Raw genomic sequence first — 18,508 nt, forward strand, 5'->3', positions numbered from 1 at the left:
GGCGGCGTATGTGATGAACATCTCGTCCTTACGTCGCGCACAGCGCGCCCCCGCCCCCGCCTCTCCGCCCGCCCCCGTCCCCCCGCCCTCCGCTGCCCCACCCCCCACCGCTCCCAAGCAGCGCGACGCGTTCTTCGACAATGCCAAGTACCTGGCCATCGTGCTGGTCGCGATGGGGCACTCCTGGGAACCGCTGCGGGACGGCAGCAGGGCGGCGTCCGCCCTCTACATGTTCGTCTACGCGTTCCACATGCCGGCGTTCATCCTCGTCTCCGGCTACTTCTCGCGGAACTTCGACCTCCGGCCGGACCGGCTGAAGCGCCTGCTCACCGGGGTCGTCGTCCCGTACGTGATCTTCGAGACCGTCTACAGCCTCCTCAAGGGCTGGGCGGGCGGCGACCTCTCGTACCCGGTGAGCCTGCTCGACCCCTGGTACCTGACCTGGTTCCTGATCGCGCTCTTCGTGTGGCGGGTCACCACCCCGGTGTGGCGGATCGCGCGCCATCCGGTGCCGCTCGCGCTCGCGATCGCCGCGCTCGCCTCGTGCTCGCCCGACATCGGCGACGATCTCGACCTCCAGCGGGTGCTGCAGTTCCTGCCCTTCTTCGTGGCGGGGCTGCACATGCGGCCGGAGCACTTCCGGATGGTGCGGCGGCGCGAGGTGCGGCTGCTGGCCCTGCCGGTGATGGCCGCCGCGCTGGTCTTCGCCTACTGGGCGGTGCCGCGCATGAACGCCGGGTGGTTCTACCACCGGGACAGCGCCCAGGAGCTGGGGGCGCCGTGGTGGAGCGGCATGGTGATGACGTTCGCCCTCTTCGGCTGCTCCATGGTGCTCACCGCGTGCTTCTTCGCCTGGGTGCCCGGGCGGACGATGTGGTTCACCGCGCTCGGCGCCGGAACGCTCTACGGGTACCTGCTGCACGGCCTGCTCATAAAGGGCTCCCACTTCGCGGGCTGGTACGAACCGTCCTGGCTGCACACCCCGGCGGGCGCGATCGCGGTCACGGTCATCGCCGCGGTGGTGGTGACGGCGCTGTGCTCACCGCTCGTGCGGAGGATGCTCCGGTTCGCGATGGAGCCGCGGATGGAGTGGGCGTTCCGGTCGGCGGCGGCTGGGTCCGCGCCCGCGCCTGGTTCCGCCACGGCGAAGGCCGGGCCCGGGACCGCCACGGCGAAGGCCGCGTCCGGGTCTGCCACGGCGAAGGCCGGGGCCGGGGCCGGAGCTGGGCCCGGGGCCGCCGGGGCCAGTCCGCGGGCCCTCGTCTCCGGGGCCGCCGCGACGGCGCCGCGGGCGTCCGTGCCGGCACAGGCCACCACGAGACCGCCGCGCTAGCCGCGTTGACCGGCCCCGCCGTGGCCGTACCGTCGCGGCGGGGCCGGAAACGATCGCACATTCATGTGACTTATCGGGCTGTCGGATAGGCCGTCAGGACCCTGGGTAGAGCCGAGCCGACCAGCCCGGAGGGCCTGTTGGGGGCCGCGGGCAACCGTCGTACGGAGAGGTCCCGGCCCGCCAGTGACACAGCCCTTTCAACTCCCCGACTTCTACATGCCGTACCCGGCGCGGCTGAACCCCCATGTCCAGGAGGCGCGGGAGCACTCCACCCGGTGGGCCCGCGAGATGGGCATGCTCGAAGGCTCCGGGATCTGGGAGCAGGACGACCTCGACGCCCACGACTACGCCCTGCTGTGCGCCTACACCCACCCCGAGTGTTCCGGCCCGGAGCTGGCGCTGATCACGGACTGGTACGTGTGGGTGTTCTTCTTCGACGACCACTTCCTGGAGCGGTTCAAGCGCTCGCAGGACCGCGAGGGCGGGAAGGCGTATCTGGACCGGCTGCCGCTGTTCATGCCGATGGACCCGGCGGCCGGGATGCCGGAGCCGGTCAATCCGGTCGAGGCGGGCCTGAAGGACCTCTGGGTGCGGACGGTGCCCGCGATGTCGCCGGACTGGCGGGCCCGGTTCCGGGAGTCCACGGAGAACCTGCTCAACGAGTCGCTGTGGGAGCTGTCCAACATCAACGCGGGCCGGACACCCAATCCGGTGGAGTACATCGAGATGCGCCGCAAGGTCGGCGGCGCCCCCTGGTCGGCGGGGCTCGTGGAGCACGCGGTGGGGGCCGAGGTCCCGGCGGCGATCGCGGAGTCGCGGCCGCTGCGCGTGCTGCGGGACGCGTTCGCGGACGCGGTGCATCTGCGCAATGACCTGTTCTCGTACCAGCGGGAGATCGAGGAGGAGGGCGAGCGGAGCAACGGCGTGCTGGTCCTGGAGACGTTCCTCGGCTGCACCACCCAGCAGGCGGCCGACGCGGTCAACGATCTGCTCACCTCGCGGCTCCAGCAGTTCGAGAACACCACGTTCACCGAGCTGGCCCCGCTCTTCGCCGAGCACGGCCTCGGCGCGGCGGCGTGCGCGGACGTCATGACGTACGTCAGGGGGCTCCAGGACTGGCAGTCGGGCGGCCACGAGTGGCACCTGCGGTCCAGCCGCTACATGAACGGCGGTGGGGCCGGGAGCGGGGCCGCCGCCTGGTCGCCGTTCTCCGTGAGCGGTCTCGGCGTGAGCGGCCTGGGCACTTCGGCTGCTGACATACGGCTCACCACCGGCCGGGCGGAGCGGGCCAGGGCGCGCGGTTTCAGCCATGTGCCGTACGCGCGGGTCGGGCCGTCCCGGCTGCCGGACTTCGACCTGCCGTTCACCGCCCGGCTCAGCCCGCATCTGGACCGGGCGCGCCGGAACCTGGTCGCGTGGTCGCACCGGATGGGCCTCCTCGGGCCGCGGTCCGGCGTCCCCGACGCGTACGTCTGGGACGAGCGCAAGCTGCTCGCCGCCGACCTTCCGCTGTGCGCGGCGGGCATCCACCCGGACGCGTCCCCCGATGATCTGGACCTGACGTCGGGCTGGCTCGCCTGGGGGACGTACGCGGACGACTACTATCCGCAGGTCTTCGGCCGGAAGCGGGACCTCGCGGGCGCGAAGCTGTGCAACGAACGGCTGCGGACCTTCATGCCGGTCGACGCGGGCCCCGTCCCCGCCCCGGCCAGTGCGCTGGAGCGTGCCCTCGCCGATCTGTGGTCGCGTACGGCGGGGCCGATGGAGGAGGGCGCGCGCCGCGAGTTCCGCACGACCGTGGACGACATGCTGGACAGCTGGCTGTGGGAGCTGGCGAACCAGGCGCAGAACCGGATCCCCGACCCGGTCGACTACATCGAGATGCGCCGCCACACCTTCGGCTCCCACCTCACCATGAGCCTGCGCCGGATGGTCCACGGGAAGCGCGTCCCGCCCGAGATCTACCACAGCGGGCCGGTCCGTTCGCTGGAGAGCGCCGCCATGGACTACGCCACGCTGCTCAACGACGTCTTCTCGTACCAGAAGGAGATCGAGTTCGAGGGCGAGGTCCACAACGGGGTCCTGGTCGTGCAGAACTTCTTCGACTGCGACTATCCGACCGGGGTGGCCATCGTCCATGACCTGATGGACTCGCGGATGCGGCAGTTCCAGCACGTCGCGGCCCACGAGTTCCCGGTCCTGTACGAGGACTTCAAGCTGTCGGCGGAGGACCGGGCGGCCCTGGAGACGTATGTGCGCGACCTCCAGGACTGGCTGACCGGGATCATGACCTGGCACCGGGAGGTGGCCCGGTACCGGGAGGAGGAGCTGCGGTACGAGGCGGGGGCGGTGCGGTTGCCGCCGCAGCTGCTCGGTCCTACGGGACTCGGCACGTCGGCCGCGCGGCTTCCGGTGGCCGCGGGCCGGTAGCGACGGGGCTTCGGGTACGGCCCCGTCTTGTCCCCGCGGACAAGGCGGGGCCGTCGCATGTTGGCCGCCCGGAACGAAGCCGGGTGGGGGGAGGGGGCTGTTGAATTCCGCGCAATCCCCTCGCGCCCTGGAGGTACCGTGTCGCGGCGCAATCTGCTCGTCCTGCTGCCCGTCGTCCCGGCGCTGGCGCTGCTCGCGTCGGTGTGGCTGCCGTTCGTCAACGCCGAGCGGCTGTGGTTCGGGATGCCCTCGCTGTACGTATGGGTCGGGGGCTGGGTGCTCTCGCTCACCCCGGCGCTGGCCGCCGTCGAGTGGGGGCTGTTCCGGCACCGTGAGCGGGTGGCGGCGGGTGAGGCACCGTGAGCGTCGTCCTCGCCGTATCGCTGCTGGGCATGTGCGCCCTCGCCCTGTGCGGCTTCCTCGGCCGGACCGGGCGCTCCGCCGACCTCGCCGAATGGGCCGTCGGGCGGCGTAACTTCGGCACCGCCGCCATGTGGTTCCTGCAGGCGGGCGAGGTGTTCACCACCTTCAGCTTCCTCGGGGTCGCGGGGGTCGCGTACACCGGCGGCAACGCCGCCACGTACGCCGTCGTCTATCTGGCGCTCGCCTTCCTGCTGCTCTACTTCGTGCAGCCGAGGCTGTGGCGGCTGGGCAAGGAACGCGGCTACCTCACCCAGGCCGACTACTTCACCGACCGCTACGGCAGCCCGCTGTTCGGCAAGGTCGTCGCCGTCATCGGGCTGGTGTTCCTGCTCCCCTACATCCAGCTCCAGCTCACCGGGCTCGGCATGGTCGTCGGGCTGGTGACGGGCAGTACGGCGTCGGGGCGGCTGAGCATGGTGCTGGCCTCCGTGCTGACGGCGGCCTTCGTGCTGTGGTCCGGCATCCGCGGGCTGAAGAACAGCGCCTATTTCAAGGATGTCCTGACGGTCGGCGTCATCGCGGTGCTCGCCGTCGTCATTCCGCTGCACTACGTCGGCGGCGGTGGTGTGGGCGAGGTGTTCCGGCGGGTGCACGAGGCGCAGCCGCAGCTGCTGACCGTGCACGGCGGGGCGCAGGACCAGGTGTGGTGGACGACGAGCGTGCTGGTCTCGGCGATCGCGGGCGGGCTGATGGCGACGCCGCACCACTGGCCGCCGCTGATGGCGGCGGCCGGGCCGCGGGCGATCCGTACGAACAACGTCTTCATGCCGCTGTACCAGGTCGCGCTGATGATCCCGATCATGGTCGGGCTGACCGGTGTGGTCGCGCGGGTGCGGGTCGGCGGGGACGGCGACGGGGTGCTGCTCACCCTGGCCCAGGGCGCGCTGCCGGACTGGGCCACCGGGCTCGTCGTGGTCGCCGCCGCGGCCTCGGCGATGGTTCCGGCCGGGGCGATGTGCATCGGCATCTCCACCCTGGTCGCCCAGAACCTGCTGCCCCCGGGGCGGGAGTCGGCCCGGATGCGGGTCAACCACAGCGTCGTCGTCCTGGCCATCGGCCTGGCCCTCACCCTCGGCATCCTGCGGCCCGGGCTGCTGGCCGACCTGCAGCTGCTCACCGTGAGCGGCTTCATCCAGCTGGTCCCGGGCCTGCTCGCGGTCCTCGGCGCCCGCCGCCTGCTCACGGCCCGGGCCGCGCTGGCCGGGCTGGCGGCGGGCGAGGCCGTGGTGGTGTGGCTGACGCTGGCCGAGGTGGACGTGCGGCACGTGAACGCCGGGCTGGTGGGGCTGGCGGTGAACCTGTCGGTGGCGGCGCTGGTGCACCTGCTGTTCCCCCGCCCCGCCCCTGGACCCCAGGGGCCTTCCGACGCCCACCAGACCTCCGCCGCCCCGGGCCCGCGCACTGCCGCCGCCTCCGCCGCACGGCCCGCCGACGATTCCCCCCGCGGATAGCCGCCCGCCGTGCCGCGATGACGTCCACCTGCCGCCGGAAAGGTCGCCCGCCGCCCGCGCGTGCACCACGTCCCGGGGCCGGGGCGGAGCCCCTGGGTTCGGGAAGGGGCGGGGTGGGGACAATCCGACGAGCTACGAGAGTGGGCAACCGTGACGGATCACGACGACGACCTCTGCTACAAGACCGCCCTGGAGCTGAGCGCCCTCCTGCGGCGCCGTGAGCTGTCGGCGCGGGAGGTGGTGCGGGCGCATCTGGACCGGATCGAGCGGGTCAACCCGGACGTCAACGCGATCGTCACCCTCGTCGCGGACCGCGCCCTCGCCGCCGCCGCGGCGGCCGACGAGCGGATCGTGGCGGAAGGGGCCAAGGGAGCCGACGGGGTGGGGGTGCTGCACGGGCTGCCCATCGCGCACAAGGACACCCACAACACGGCGGGCATCCGCACCAGCCACGGTTCGCCGCTCGCCGACGGCATACCGGACCAGGACGATCTGATCATCGAACGGATCCGGGACGCCGGGGCGATCACCCTGGGCAAGACCAACGTGCCCGAGTTCGCCGCCGGGTCGCACACGTTCAACCCGATCTTCGGCGCCACCCACAACCCGTACGCCCCCGACCGCAGCGCGGGCGGCAGCAGCGGGGGCGCGGCCGCCGCGCTGGCCAGCGGCATGATCCCGATCGCGGACGGCAGCGACACGGGCGGATCGCTGCGCAACCCGGCCTCGTTCAACAACGTGGTCGGGCTGCGCCCGTCCCCCGGCCGCGTACCGACCTGGCCCGCGGCGAACGCGTGGACCACGCTCTCGGTCAAGGGCCCGATGGCCCGTACGGTCGCGGACACCGCCCTCCTGCTGTCCGCGATGGCGGGCCCCGACGCCCGGTCGCCGATCGCGCTGGAGGAGCCGGGGGAACGGTTCGCCCGGCCGCTGGACCGGGACCTGGCCGGGCTGCGGGTGGCCTGGTCGCCGGATCTGGGCGGGCTGGTGCCGGTGGAGCCCGAGGTGGCGGCGGTCGTGGAGGCCGCGGCGGGGGTCTTCGAGGACCTCGGGTGCCGGGTGGAGCGGGCGTGCCCGGACCTGTCGGAGGGCGAGGAGGTGTTCCGCACGCAGCGGGCCGCGCTGTTCGAGGTGGCGTTCGGCCCGCTCATGGACCGCCACCCGGAGGAGCTGAAGCGGACGATCCGGGAGAACGCGGAGGCGGGGCGCCGCCTCACCGGCCCTGAGGTGGCCCGCGCCGAGGTGCTGCACACCGCGCTCTTCCACCGCGTCCGCGCCTTCTTCGAGGCTTACGACGTGCTGCTGCTCCCGGTCAGCCAGGTGCCGCCGTTCGACATCGGCGTCGAGTACCCGGCCGAGGTGGCGGGGGTGGCGATGCGGGACTACCTGGAGTGGATGCGTTCCGCGTACCTGGTCACGGCGACGGGCAGCCCCGCGCTGTCCGTTCCGGCCGGGTTCACCCCCGGCGGGCTGCCGGTGGGGGTGCAGATCGTCGGACCGCACCGGGCGGACTTCGCCGTCCTGCAGATCGGCCACGCCTTCGAGCAGGCCACCGGGTACGGGCGGCGGCGCCCGCGGCTCAAGGGGCAAGACACCCCTGGCTGAGGGTGACCGCGGATGGATACTCTCCGCCCAAGCGCATCGATGCGGTCCGGCCCGGGTAGCTGACCCCGGAACCGGCGGCGCGCGCTCATGAGCGGAGGAGCCATGTACGACGACTCCCCGGACGGCCTCCTCGCCCTGGCCGACAGCATCGCCGGGCTGGTCGGCGCGCCGGTCACCATCGAGGACGACGCGTCCGAGCTGATCACCTACTCGCCCGGCCAGGAGTACTCGGACGACGCCCGCGTCGCGACCATCCTCAGCCGCCGGGTGCCCGACCGGTACCGGCCGCTGCTGCGCCACGAGCGGCTGGACGTGCGGCTGGCGGGCGCGTCCGCCCCGCTGTACGCGGACTTCCGCGCGTCCGGGCTGCTGCCGAGGGCGATCATGCCGATCCGGGTGGACGACCTGTCGGTGGGTTCCATCTGGGCGATCGTGCCCACCGCGCCCTCCCGCGAGCAGCGGGCGGCGCTGGAGGAGTCGGCCGCGCTGGCCGCGCCGGTGCTGGCCCGGCAGATCGCGCGGCGGCGCGGGGAGGAGGCGCGGCGGACCGCGGCGGTACGGACCCTCCTGGGCGGCGGGCCGGAGGCGGCGGAGGCCGCCGCCGAACTGCCGTTGGCGACCGGGCCGCTGGCCGTCGTCGCCCTGCGCCCGATGGCCCCGGCTCCGTCGGGCGAGCCGCTGCGGCGGGCGCTCGCGGGGCTCGGCGGGCTCGCCGGTCTCGCGGACGGCGGGGTCCACGCGGAGGCCGACGGCGCGGGCTACGCGGTGCTGCCGGTGCGCGACGAACAGCGGCTGGCCCGCGTGGTCCGCGAACTCCCGGGCCGGGCCGGGCTGCTGGCCGGGGTGGGCCGTACCGTCCCCGGCCCGGACCTGCTGGACCGCTCACGAGCCGACGCCGACCTGGTCGTCCGGCTGCTCACCCGGCTGGGCTCCGGCGCGGGCGGCGCCGCGCACATCCGCGATGTCCACCTGGACGCGCTGCTCATGCAGACGGTGGACCTGGCCGACGAGGCCGGACACGACCCGCTGGGCGCGATCGCCGACCTGGAGCGTTACGACCGCGAGCGCGGCACGGACCTCCTCGACAGCCTGGCCCGCTACCTCGCGTCCGGCGAGGACGCCCGCCTGGCCGCCCGCCAGCTCCACATCCACCCCAACACCCTCCGGTACCGCCTGCGCCGCGCACACGAGATCGCCGGGCTGGACCTGGCCGACCCAGCCGCCAAGTTCGACATCCAACTCCGCCTCCGCCTACGAGCCCTGCGCCTGCCGTAGCCCCCGGCCCGGCCCGGCTGACGGGCCTACGTCCGCACCCGGCCCCGCCGCACCCAGGCCCTGCCCCCGGCGGACCGGGTGCGCGCTCCGGGCCTTCGCCCCGGTGGCCCGGGTAGTGGCTCGGGAGCCCCGGTCCCCCTTTGTGCCGGGCTACAACACCCGGGCTCGCGGCATCGGCCTCTCGGACAGTGCGGTGGGCGACACCGCGCGCCCATGATGCGTACGCAGCACGCACGCACACCGCAGGGGAAGCCAGGGGAAGGGGAACGCCACCGTGTCCACACCGCGCAGTGCCGTCGTCGTCGGGGCCGGGATCGTCGGGCTTGCTACCGCCTGGGCGTTGCAGGGGCGTGGGGTCGAGGTCACCGTCGCCGAGCGGCGGCGGCCGGCGGCTGGGGCTTCGTGGGGGAACGCGGGGTGGCTGACGCCCGCGCTGGCGTTGCCGCTGCCCGAGCCCGCCGCACTGCGGTACGGGGTGCGGAGTCTGGTCACGCCGACCTCGCCCGTCTACATCCCGCCGCGGGCGGATCCGCGGCTGGCGCGGTTTCTGCTGTCGTTCACGCGGCACTGCACCCCACGCCGCTGGCGGGTGCTGGCCACCACGTTCGCCGCGCTGAACCGGAACGCGCTCGCGGCGTACGACGAGCTGGCGGCGGGTGGCGTCGAGGAGCCGACCGTGCCCGTGGACCCGATGCTGCTCGCCTTCGGGACGGCGGCCGAGCGCGCCGGGATGATCGAGGAGCTGGAGCACGCCCGGGCGGCGGGGTACGAGATCCCGTACGACGTCCTCGACGGCGACCGGGCGCGGTCCCTGGAGCCGGTGCTCAGCGAGGCGGTCGGCGCGGGCCTCGCGCTGCACGGCCAGCGGCGGCTGAATCCCGGGAACTTCGTGCGCGCGCTGGCGGACTCCGTGCGGGAGCGCGGCGGGAAGATCGTGGAGCGGGCCGAGGTGACGTCGATCCGCGACTTCGGCACGGGCGTCGCGGTCGGCACGTCCCAGGGCGACCTGCGCGCGGACGTCGCCGTCGTCGCGACCGGGGCCTGGCTGAACCGGCTGGTCCGGCCGTTCGGGGTGCGGGTGCCGGTGCAGTCCGGGCGCGGCTACAGCTTCAGCGTCCCCGCCGAGGGCGCACCGGCGCGCCCGACGTATCTGGCCGGGCAGAAGGTGGTCTGCACCCCGCTGGGCGACGGCCGGGTGCGGGTCGCCGGGATGATGGAGCTGGCGCCCCCGGAGCGGCCGGTCGACCCGCGCCGCATACAGGCGATCATCGGCGCGGCCCGCCCGCTGCTGCGGGACGTCGACTGGGACGCCCGCCGGGACGAATGGGTCGGCTCGCGCCCCTGCACCGCCGACGGTCTGCCCCTGGTCGGCCCGACCGGCTCGCCGCGGGTGTACGTGAACGGCGGCCACGGCATGTGGGGCGTGGCCCTCGGCCCCCTCACCGGGCGGCTGCTGGCCGACGCCATCGCGACCGGCACCGCGCCCGCCGAACTGGCCGCGCTGCATCCGCTCCGGTGACGTTCCGCCGGTGACGTTTTAGGGGCGCGGGCCCGGTTACCCGATGCGGTGACAGCGTCGAAAGGAGTCACTGATGAGCACCGTGCGGGAGACCGTCGAGGTTGAGGTTCCGCTGCACACGGCTTACAACCAGTGGACGCAGTTCACCGAGTTCCCGCGGTTCATGGAAGGCGTGGACCAGGTGACCCAGGTGGACGACCGTCACAACCACTGGTCGACTTCCATCGCCGGTGTGCACCGCGAGTTCGACACCGAGATCGTCGACCAGCTTCCCGACGAGCGCATCGCCTGGCGGACGACCTCGGGTGATGTACAGCAGCAGGGCCTGGTGACCTTCCGGTCCCTTGACTCCACCCACACCGAGGTCAACCTGGCCATGGTCTTCGAGCCGACCGGAATGGCGGAGAAGGCCGCGGACATGACCGGGACGCTCGATCGCCGGATCAAGGGCGACCTGCACCGGTTCAAGGACTTCATCGAGCACCGGGGCCAGGAAGAGGGCGGCTGGCGGGGTCGCATCAGCCCCGGCTGACCGCCTTCGCCCCGGTCCGAGGGCGTCGGCCGACTATCCGGGTCGGCCGGCGCCCTCGCGCACGCTCCGGACGCGTACGCCGCGGCGGGCGCCCTCACGGACCGGCCGCGGACGCGCGTACGCCGCTACCCCGCCGGTTCCCGGCGGGGTAGCGGCTCCGCCGTCGACCGGTACACCCGGGTCACGGTGTACGCGCCGCCGCTCAGCAGGACCACACCGGAGAGCACACCGCTGACGAACGGCACCCAGTCCACCGCCGGGGTCGCCGCCATGGCCAGCCCGGCCGCGCCCAGCACGGTCAGCGCCGCTCCCGGCACGGCGATGGCGCGCTCCTTCCACACCCGCTCCAGCACCAGGAAGTGCACTCCCACCACCAGGGCGATCCAGGCCACGTACGTCTGGGTCGGCGCGCCGCACACGCGCAGTGTCACGTTGCCGATCACCAGCAAGGCGGCCTCGCCCGCGACCACCATCCGGAAGCCGCGGTCGAACCGGTCCGCACGGTGGACGAGCGCCGGGCCGCTCCCCGCCCGTTCCCGGCGCCCCGCCAGCACCGCGGTCAGCACGAGCGCGGCAAAGGCGGCCAGGGCCAGCACCCGCAGCGCCGTCCCGGCCGCCGGGGCCAGTGGGGCGTGCGCGTTGGCCAGGACGAAGACGACTCCGAAGCCGGAGCCGATGAAAACCCCCGATAATCGCCGCAGCATGCGGTGAACCTAGCAGTCCGGCCCTGCGGCGGATACGCCCTTGCCCGGTCGCCGTACCAGGCGCAAGCTGGTCATATGGGTACTCCAGGAGGCCCTACGCTCATCACCTCCGTGCAGCGAGCCTTCCGCCTGATGGAGGCCGTGGGCGCGCACGAGGGCGGCGCGCCCGCGAAGCAGCTGGCACGGGAGGCGGGGCTGCCGCTGGCCACCACGTACCACCTGCTGCGGACCCTCGTCCACGACGGCTATGCGCACCGGCTGCCCGACGGCGGCTTCGTCGTCGGCGACAAGCTGCACACGCTCCAGGTCGGCAGCCGCGGGCAGGCGCTGCTCAACCGGGTGCGGCCGACGCTGGCCGGGCTGCGGGACGCGCTGTCGGCGGCCGCGTACCTGACCTTCTACGAGGACGGCGAGATCCGGGTCGCGGAGATCGTCGACAGCCCGCGGGCGCCGCGGGTGGATCTGTGGGTGGGGTTCGAGGAAGCCGGGCACGCCACCGCGCTCGGCAAGTGCGTCCTGCGCGAACTGGACGACGAGGCCCGCGACGACTATCTGTCCCGGCATCCGCTCGCCGATCTCACGCCCCGCACCGTCACCCGCCCCGCCGAGCTGCTGCGGCGGCTGGACACCCTGGCCACGGGCGCGCCGGTCACCGACCTGGAGGAGTACGCGCTGGGGACGGTCTGCTTCGCGGTGCCCGTCTACAGCGGGGATCAGCTCGGCTCGCTCGGGGTTTCGATCCAGGCCGGTCAGGCGGACCGGGCCGCGCGGCTGGAGGAGATACGGGAGCGGCTGCTGCCGACGGCCGACCGCGTGACCAGGGGCCTTTCGCTCACTATCTGAAATTCCGGCCCTTGTCGCTCGCCATGAACCGCTGGTTCTCTGGAGATAACGGACATCACGCCGTGTAGCCCAGCGAGCGAGAGAGAGCAGTCGACCCGGACATGATCCAGGCCCGCACCCATCTGGACCAGCCCTATCCCCCCGCGCCGTTCGCGGCCGGAGTCCCCGTATTCATCCTGGGCGTGGTCGCCGTCATCGCCTTCGTCACCGGAGACGGAACGAGCTGGCTGCCGCTGCTCGCCGTCGGTCCCGCGCTGGCCGCCGCCGCGTGCCGCCCGTGGGCGGTGCTGCGGATCGGCTTCCTCGCCGTCGCGCTGGGCGCAGTGCTCGGCTCGTGGCTGGCGGCGCCGGTCCACGGGCAGGCGGTCGTGCTGTCGACGCTCGTGGCCGTGACCCTGGCCAGCTGCCTGGCCAGCGTGTTGCGCAGGCGCCGGGAACGGGTGCTGGCCGCGGTCCGCTCGGTCGCCGAGGCCGCGCAGAACGCGCTGCTGCGGCCGGTGCCCGCGCGGGTCGGCCAGTTCCAGGTGGCGGTCCGCTACAGCGCCGCCGCGGCGGAGGCCCGGGTGGGCGGTGACCTGTACGCGCTGGTGTCCACCCCGTACGGGATCCGGCTGATCGTCGGCGATGTGCGCGGCAAGGGGCTGCCCGCCGTGTCCACCGCCGCGCTGGTGCTCGGCGTGTTCCGGGAGGCCGCGTACGACGAACCGGACCTGCTGGACGTCGTCGGCCGGATCGAGCGCAGCCTCGCCCGTAACCTCGCCGCCGACGACTTCGTCACCGCCGTCGTCGCCGGATACCCCGCCGACGGGCGCATGGAGATCGTCAACTGCGGCCACGCGCCGCCGCTGCTGATCGGCCCGGCCGGTGCGGTCGTGCCCGTCGAGCCGGTGCGCCCGGCGCCGCCGCTGGGCCTGGCCTCGCTGGGCGGCGAGGCGCCGAGCCTCCAGGTGGTGCCCTTCGCCGACGGCGACCAGATGCTGCTGTACACCGACGGGGTCATCGAGGCGCGGGACGGCAGCCGGGCGTACTTCCCGCTGGTCGAGCGGGTGCCCGGGCATGTCTGCGACGAGCCGTCCCGGACCCTGGCCGGGCTGCACGACGAACTGCTGGCCCACGTGGGCGGGCGGCTGCACGACGACGCGGCGCTGTTGCTGCTGCGCAAGCCCGCCACGGGCCGGGTGGACGGCCGGGCGGTCGAGGCGACGGCCGACACGACGGGCGTGGCCGACACGACGGGCGTATAAGGCCGATCCTTCAGCCGAAGTCGGCGATCAGCTCATGGAAGAGATCGTGCACGGCGTGGGCGGGTTCCGACAGCGGCTGGCTGTCGGACGTACAGAGGCTGAGCTTGACCGGGATGGCCGGGTTCACGATCCGGCGCACCACCAGCTTCTGTACGTCGAGGATCGCGCGCGCCGCCGACCACGGCAGCACCGTCGCCCCCATGTCCGCGCCGACCGCGCTGACCAGCGTCAGGACGGACTCGATCTCGCCGACCACCCGCGGCTGCAGTGAGGCGTGCTGGAACGCGGCGTCCACGACCTGGCGGATGGTGTGGATGCGGCTGGGCAGCAGCAGCTCCACGTCCGCCAGCTCCTCCAGCGGGACGTCCGCGCCCCCGCCCGGCTCCATCGTCCGGCCCGGCGCCGCGATCAGGAACAGGTCCTCGGTGCGCAGCGGCTCGAACTGCACGCCCCGCAGCGGCCCCGCCCCGTAGATGAACGCCATGTCCATCCGCCCGGTCATGATCGCCTCGCTGATCACCCCGCCGAAGTTCTCGTTGATGTGCAGCACGATGTCCGGATAGCGCTCGCGCACGCTGGTGAGCAGCGGCAGCGCGAGCGCCGCGCCCATGCTGTACGGGGCCAGGCCCACCGAGACGCTGCCCGCGGGCGCCCGCCCGGACACATCGACCGCGGCCTGCGCCAGCTCGACCTGGCGCAGGATGAGCTGGGCGTGCCGGTACAGCGCCCGGCCCGCCTCGGTCGGCGCGACGCCGCGCTTGCTGCGGATCAGCAGCTGCTGCTTGAAGTGGGACTCCAGCAGGGAGAGCTGCTGGCTGAGGGCGGGCTGCGCGATGTGCAGGATGTCGGCCGCGCGCGTGATGCTCCCGGCGTCGACGATCTTCACGAACGAGTACAGACGCCTGGTGTCCATGCACGGTCCTCCAGCCTCGGGGGGCCCTCATGGTAGGCGCCGTACCGCCGTCCGACGGCGGCGAGTGTGGGCCAGGTCATAACCAGCGGCGATTACGTCACACCCAACGCATATTTGCCGCCTTCTCTCGTGCGGATTACGTTCACCGGAACGCGAATTTCTCTCCTCGCGAAGATCCCTCTCACGCAGCTCCTTCTCGCCAATTGGCGACCACGCCGTTTTCTTCTTTTTCCGGAGGCACGTCATGCAGCATGCCGTCGATCTCGTGGCCGACCTCGGCGAGGGGTTCGGTGCCTACACCATGGGCGACGACGAGGCGCTGCTGGACGTGCTGACATCGGCCAATATCGCGTGCGGATTCCACGCGGGCGATCCGAGAATCATGGACGCGACCGTCCGCCGCTGCGCCGAAATCGGTGTCTCAGTGGGCGCGCATCACAGCTTTCCCGATCTCGTCGGATTCGGCCGCCGCGCGATGGATCTGACCCCGGACGAGGTCCGCACCGACACGCTGTACCAGCTGGGCGCCCTGCACGCCTTCGCGACCGCGTACGGCACCCCGGTACGGCACATCGCGCCGCACGGCAGGCTCGGCAACCTGGTCGCGACCCGCCCCGACTACGCGGAGGCGGTGGCCGGGGCCGTGGCGTCCTACGACCGGTCGCTGATCGTCCTGGCCCAGGACGGCGAACTCGCCGACGCCGCCCGCGCGCTGGGCCTGCGGGTCGGCATCGTCGGCATCGCCGACCGGGCGTACCGCGACGACGGCACCCTGGTGCCCCGGAGCGAGCCCGGAGCGGTACTGCACGACGCGGGGGAGATCGCCGAGCGGACCGTCCGGATGGTCACCGAGGGCGTGATCCGCACCGTCGGCGGCCGCGACCTCCCGGTCGCGTGCGACACCGTCCTGCTGCACGGCGACACCCCCGGCGCCATCGCCCTCGCCCGCCGCGTCCGCGAGGAACTGCTCACCGCCGGGGTGAAGATCGCGCCGCTCACCGACGTGCTGGACCTCAAGACCGACGGGAGCGCCTGACATGGCGGGCGAGGTCACCATCGCGGACTGCGGCGACTCGGCCGTCGTCGTCAAGGCCACCGGCCTCGCGCCCGACCGGGCCTGGGAGACCGTCCACGCCCTGGCCGACGCGGTCGAGGCCGCCGGCCCCGGCGGGGTGTACGGCATCGTGCCCACGTACGACACGCTGCTCGTCGAGTTCGACTGCGCCACCACGGACCACACCACGCTCCGGCGGCTGCTGCGCTACGAGAGCGGACGGCTCGCCGACGGCCCGCGCCCGGGACCCGCGCCGCGGCGCTTCGTCGTGCCGGTCGTGTACGGCGGCGAGTACGGCCCCGATCTGCCCGTCGTCGCAGGTCAGCTCGGGCTGACCGAGGCCGAGGTGGTGGCGCTGCACTCGCGCGCTCCGCTCACCGTCCGCTGCTTCGGCGCCCCGGCCGCGGCCCCGATGATGGACGGCCCGGCGTTCCCCCGGCCGGTGCCGCGGCTCGCCTCGCCGCGGACCAGCGTCGTCCCCGGCTCGGTCGCGGTGGCCGGGCGGCAGGCCGTCATCTCGCCGATGCCGTCCCCCGGCGGCTGGCCGCTGCTGGGCCGCACCCCGCTGCGGGTGCTCGACCTCGACGCGCGGCCGCTGACCCCGTACCGGCCCGGGGACACGTTCCAGTTCGTACCGATCGCCCCCGAGCAGTGGGACGAGCACGCGGGCGCACCCCTGGCGGCCTGCCATGACTGACACCCTCACCGCGCGCGAGGCCTTCGCCGCGACCGGCGCCCTCACCGTGCACCGGGCGGGCCTGACGACCGTGCAGGACCTCGGCCGCTTCGGGCACTCCCGCTACGGCCTGCCGGTCAACGGCGCGCTCGACCAGCACTCCGCCCGCGTCGCCAACGTGCTGGCGGGAAACGACGAGGGCGCGCCGCTGCTGGAGATCACCGCCCTGGACTTCGGCTGCACCCCGTCCACCGACATCCTCATCGCCGTCACCGGCGCGCCCGCCGACGTCACCGTGGGCGGTGTGCCCAGGCCGCAGTGGGAACCGCTGCCGGTACGGGCCGGTGAGACCATCACCGTCTCCGGCATCCGGATCGGGCTGCGCGTCTACCTGGCCGTCCTCGGCTCGGTGGACACCCCGTCCCTGCTGGGCAGCTGCGCCCCCGACACGATCCTCGGCTTCGGGCGCACGCTGCGCGACGGCGACGAACTGGCCCTGCGGGCCACCTGCCCGCCGGTCGACCACCCGGTGTTCGGCATTCCGCTGTTCCGGGTGCACGCCCCGGTGGCGCGCTTCGCCGAGCCCGGGCCCGATGGTGAAACGTGGACGGTCGACGTGACGGACGGGCCGGACCTCGCCGAGTTCGGCGACACCGCCGAGCGGCTGTTCCGTTCGCCGTTCACCGTGACCCCGCGGAGCAACCACATCGGTCTGCGGATGAGCGGCGACGTACCGCGGCGGGTGGCGACCGGTGAGGTGCTCTCGCGCGGTGTGCCGGTCGGCGCGGTCGAGGTGCCCGCGGGCGACGAACTGCTCGTCCTGCACCGGGGCCGCGGCGTCACCGCCGGATATCCGGTGCTCGCCGTGGTCACAGCGACCGGTCTGTCCGCGCTCGGACAGGCCCGGCCCGGCCAGTCGGTCCGGTTCCGGCACCGGACGGTGGAGGAGGCGGTGGCCGCGCACCGGACCCAGCGCCATGCCGTACGGGCGCTGGCCGCCCGCGTCCGCACCGTCTTCGACGAGCTGCGCGTCCCCGTCCCCTCGGCCACCCGGCCCGTCCCGTCCACCGTCTGACTGCCCCTCCGCGTTCCCGTCCCCTTCCCCGTCCCCTTCCCCCGTTGTGAGTGACCCGTCCCCACCTGGCTGACCCCGCCTGCAGAAAAGAGACATCATGACCGCCGTCGCCGCCGCTCAGCCAACCCCCAACGTCGTCGATCCGAGAACCGCGCGGAAGGTGACCCTCGCCGGATGCGTGGGGATCTTCGCCGAGCTTTACGACAACGGCATCTTCGGTTTCATGGCGGGCACCCTGGGTGTCGTCTTCTTCCCCGACGCGTCCAACGCGGTGCAGGTGCAGCTCGTCTTCCTCGGCTACGCCGTCTCGTTCTTCTTCCGCCCGCTCGGCGGCATCATCTGCGGTCACCTCGGCGACCGCATCGGGCGCCAGCGCATGCTCGTCTTCGTGATCATGCTGATCAGCGTGGCGACCGCGGCGATCGGCATGCTGCCGACGTACGCGAGTATCGGCATCGCGGCCCCCGCCCTCCTCATCCTGCTCCGGGTGCTCCAGGGCTTCTCCGTCGGCGGTGAGGCGTCGGGCGCGATGAGCTTCCTCGCCGAGCACGCCCCCGAGGGCAAGCGCGGCCTGTACACCAGCTACGCCCAGATCGCCTCGTTCCTCTCGCTGCTCACCGGCACGCTGGTCGCCGCGGGCATGACCAGCGGCCTCGGGTCGGACGCGATGGAGTCGTGGGGCTGGCGCATTCCGTTCCTGCTCGCCGTCCCGCTGGGGCTCGCGGGCCTCTACATCCGCAAGCGCATCAGCGACACCCCGAACTTCAACCGGCTGAAGGAATCGGGCGGGCTGTCGAAGAACCCGCTCAAGGAGGCGTTCGCCTCCTCCGAGCACCGTCGCGCGATGCTGCTCGCCCTGTTCATCCCGCTGATGAACGGCTCCGGCTACTACGTGCTGTTCGGCTACATGCCCACGTTCATGAGCACTGAGCTGCACTTCAGCAAGGTGCAGGGGCTGCTCGTCACCTCGGCCAGCCTGGTGGCCATCTCCCTCGCCATTCCGTACATGGGCTCCCTGTCCGACCGCATAGGGCGGAAGAAGGTCTTGTCGGGGGCCGCGATCGCCATGGCCGCCCTGGGCATTCCCTGTTACCTGCTCATCGGCACCGGCAATGTGGCGCTGGCCATCCTCGGCGCCTGCGTCATGGCCGTCGTCTTCGCGGGCCACACCGGCGTCATCCACATCCTGCTGGTCGAACTCTTCCCGACCCGGGTCCGCTATTCCGCCTACGGCCTCGGCTACAACGTCTCCTCGGCGCTCTTCGGCGGGACCGCGCCCCTGCTGATGACGTATCTCATCTCCCTCACCGGAAACGTCAACATGCCCGCCTTCTACGCGGTCGTCACCGCGCTCGGCACGCTCATCGCCGTGTCCCGGGTACGGGACAGGGCCCACCTGCCGCTGCGCGACGCGTAATTCCCCCGCCTTCA

General features: G+C 73.0%; 16 protein-coding genes. 14 read left to right on the plus strand and 2 right to left on the minus strand.

Annotation, left to right across the window (positions count from 1 at the left end):
- The first annotated feature begins 13 nt into the window (after window positions 1-13).
- The 8 genes from ACZ6CL_RS06960 to ACZ6CL_RS06995 all read left to right on the plus strand — a co-directional run bounded on the left by ACZ6CL_RS06960 (window position 14) and on the right by ACZ6CL_RS06995 (window position 10,568).
- On the plus strand, window positions 14-1,333 hold the full coding sequence (locus tag ACZ6CL_RS06960) for an acyltransferase family protein (RefSeq protein WP_468932124.1): 1,320 nt from the start codon (window positions 14-16) through the stop codon (window positions 1,331-1,333).
- A gap of 183 nt (window positions 1,334-1,516) precedes the next feature.
- Window positions 1,517-3,763, plus strand: coding sequence for a family 2 encapsulin nanocompartment cargo protein terpene cyclase (locus ACZ6CL_RS06965; RefSeq protein ID WP_468932126.1), 2,247 nt, complete (start codon window positions 1,517-1,519; stop codon window positions 3,761-3,763).
- A 138-nt stretch (window positions 3,764-3,901) separates the two neighbouring features.
- Entirely contained in the window at window positions 3,902-4,126 is a 225-nt protein-coding gene (locus tag ACZ6CL_RS06970) for a hypothetical protein (protein ID WP_468932129.1), read from the plus strand.
- The gene (locus ACZ6CL_RS06975; protein WP_468932131.1) at window positions 4,123-5,637 is read left to right on the plus strand and encodes a sodium:solute symporter family protein; all 1,515 of its coding nucleotides are present in this window, start codon (window positions 4,123-4,125) and stop codon (window positions 5,635-5,637) included. Before ACZ6CL_RS06970 ends, ACZ6CL_RS06975 begins: the two co-directional genes overlap by 4 nt.
- A gap of 150 nt (window positions 5,638-5,787) precedes the next feature.
- Window positions 5,788-7,242, plus strand: coding sequence for an amidase (locus ACZ6CL_RS06980; RefSeq protein WP_468932134.1), 1,455 nt, complete (start codon window positions 5,788-5,790; stop codon window positions 7,240-7,242).
- Window positions 7,243-7,344: 102 nt separating this feature from the next.
- On the plus strand, window positions 7,345-8,517 hold the full coding sequence (locus ACZ6CL_RS06985; protein ID WP_468932136.1) for a PucR family transcriptional regulator: 1,173 nt from the start codon (window positions 7,345-7,347) through the stop codon (window positions 8,515-8,517).
- Window positions 8,518-8,791: 274 nt separating this feature from the next.
- Window positions 8,792-10,036, plus strand: a complete 1,245-nt coding sequence (locus ACZ6CL_RS06990) for an NAD(P)/FAD-dependent oxidoreductase (protein ID WP_468932138.1) — start codon at window positions 8,792-8,794, stop codon at window positions 10,034-10,036.
- 73 nt (window positions 10,037-10,109) lie between these two features.
- On the plus strand, window positions 10,110-10,568 hold the full coding sequence (locus tag ACZ6CL_RS06995) for an SRPBCC family protein (protein WP_468932140.1): 459 nt from the start codon (window positions 10,110-10,112) through the stop codon (window positions 10,566-10,568).
- Between the two features lie 125 nt (window positions 10,569-10,693).
- Here ACZ6CL_RS06995 and ACZ6CL_RS07000 read toward each other — a convergent pair whose 3' ends face one another.
- Window positions 10,694-11,272 carry a hypothetical protein gene (locus tag ACZ6CL_RS07000; protein ID WP_468932142.1) on the minus strand — a complete coding sequence of 193 codons (579 nt, stop codon included), beginning with the start codon at window positions 11,270-11,272 and terminating at the stop codon, window positions 10,694-10,696.
- A gap of 75 nt (window positions 11,273-11,347) precedes the next feature.
- Between ACZ6CL_RS07000 and ACZ6CL_RS07005 the strand changes: the two genes are divergently transcribed.
- Both ACZ6CL_RS07005 and ACZ6CL_RS07010 read left to right on the plus strand, forming a co-directional pair.
- Window positions 11,348-12,115: an IclR family transcriptional regulator gene (locus tag ACZ6CL_RS07005; protein ID WP_468932144.1), complete on the plus strand. Its 768-nt coding sequence runs from the start codon at window positions 11,348-11,350 to the stop codon at window positions 12,113-12,115.
- Between the two features lie 101 nt (window positions 12,116-12,216).
- On the plus strand, window positions 12,217-13,359 hold the full coding sequence (locus ACZ6CL_RS07010; RefSeq protein ID WP_468932147.1) for a PP2C family protein-serine/threonine phosphatase: 1,143 nt from the start codon (window positions 12,217-12,219) through the stop codon (window positions 13,357-13,359).
- 10 nt (window positions 13,360-13,369) lie between these two features.
- On the opposite strand, the gene nac is transcribed toward ACZ6CL_RS07010, so the two are convergent.
- Window positions 13,370-14,272, minus strand: coding sequence for a nitrogen assimilation transcriptional regulator NAC (gene nac / locus ACZ6CL_RS07015; RefSeq protein ID WP_468932150.1), 903 nt, complete (start codon window positions 14,270-14,272; stop codon window positions 13,370-13,372).
- A 244-nt stretch (window positions 14,273-14,516) separates the two neighbouring features.
- Here nac and ACZ6CL_RS07020 point away from each other — a divergent pair, with 244 nt between their 5' ends.
- The 4 genes from ACZ6CL_RS07020 to ACZ6CL_RS07035 all read left to right on the plus strand — a co-directional run bounded on the left by ACZ6CL_RS07020 (window position 14,517) and on the right by ACZ6CL_RS07035 (window position 18,494).
- Window positions 14,517-15,308, plus strand: coding sequence for a LamB/YcsF family protein (locus ACZ6CL_RS07020; RefSeq protein WP_468932152.1), 792 nt, complete (start codon window positions 14,517-14,519; stop codon window positions 15,306-15,308).
- 1 nt (window position 15,309) lies between these two features.
- Entirely contained in the window at window positions 15,310-16,023 is a 714-nt protein-coding gene (locus ACZ6CL_RS07025) for a 5-oxoprolinase subunit B family protein (protein ID WP_468932154.1), read from the plus strand.
- Window positions 16,016-17,077, plus strand: a complete 1,062-nt coding sequence (locus tag ACZ6CL_RS07030) for a 5-oxoprolinase subunit C family protein (RefSeq protein WP_468932156.1) — start codon at window positions 16,016-16,018, stop codon at window positions 17,075-17,077. The genes ACZ6CL_RS07025 and ACZ6CL_RS07030 overlap by 8 nt, the downstream gene beginning before the upstream one ends.
- Before the next feature lie 97 nt (window positions 17,078-17,174).
- Window positions 17,175-18,494 carry an MFS transporter gene (locus ACZ6CL_RS07035; protein WP_468932158.1) on the plus strand — a complete coding sequence of 440 codons (1,320 nt, stop codon included), beginning with the start codon at window positions 17,175-17,177 and terminating at the stop codon, window positions 18,492-18,494.
- Window positions 18,495-18,508: the final 14 nt, after the last annotated feature.

The organism is Streptomyces sp. NPDC041200, assembly GCF_055591805.1.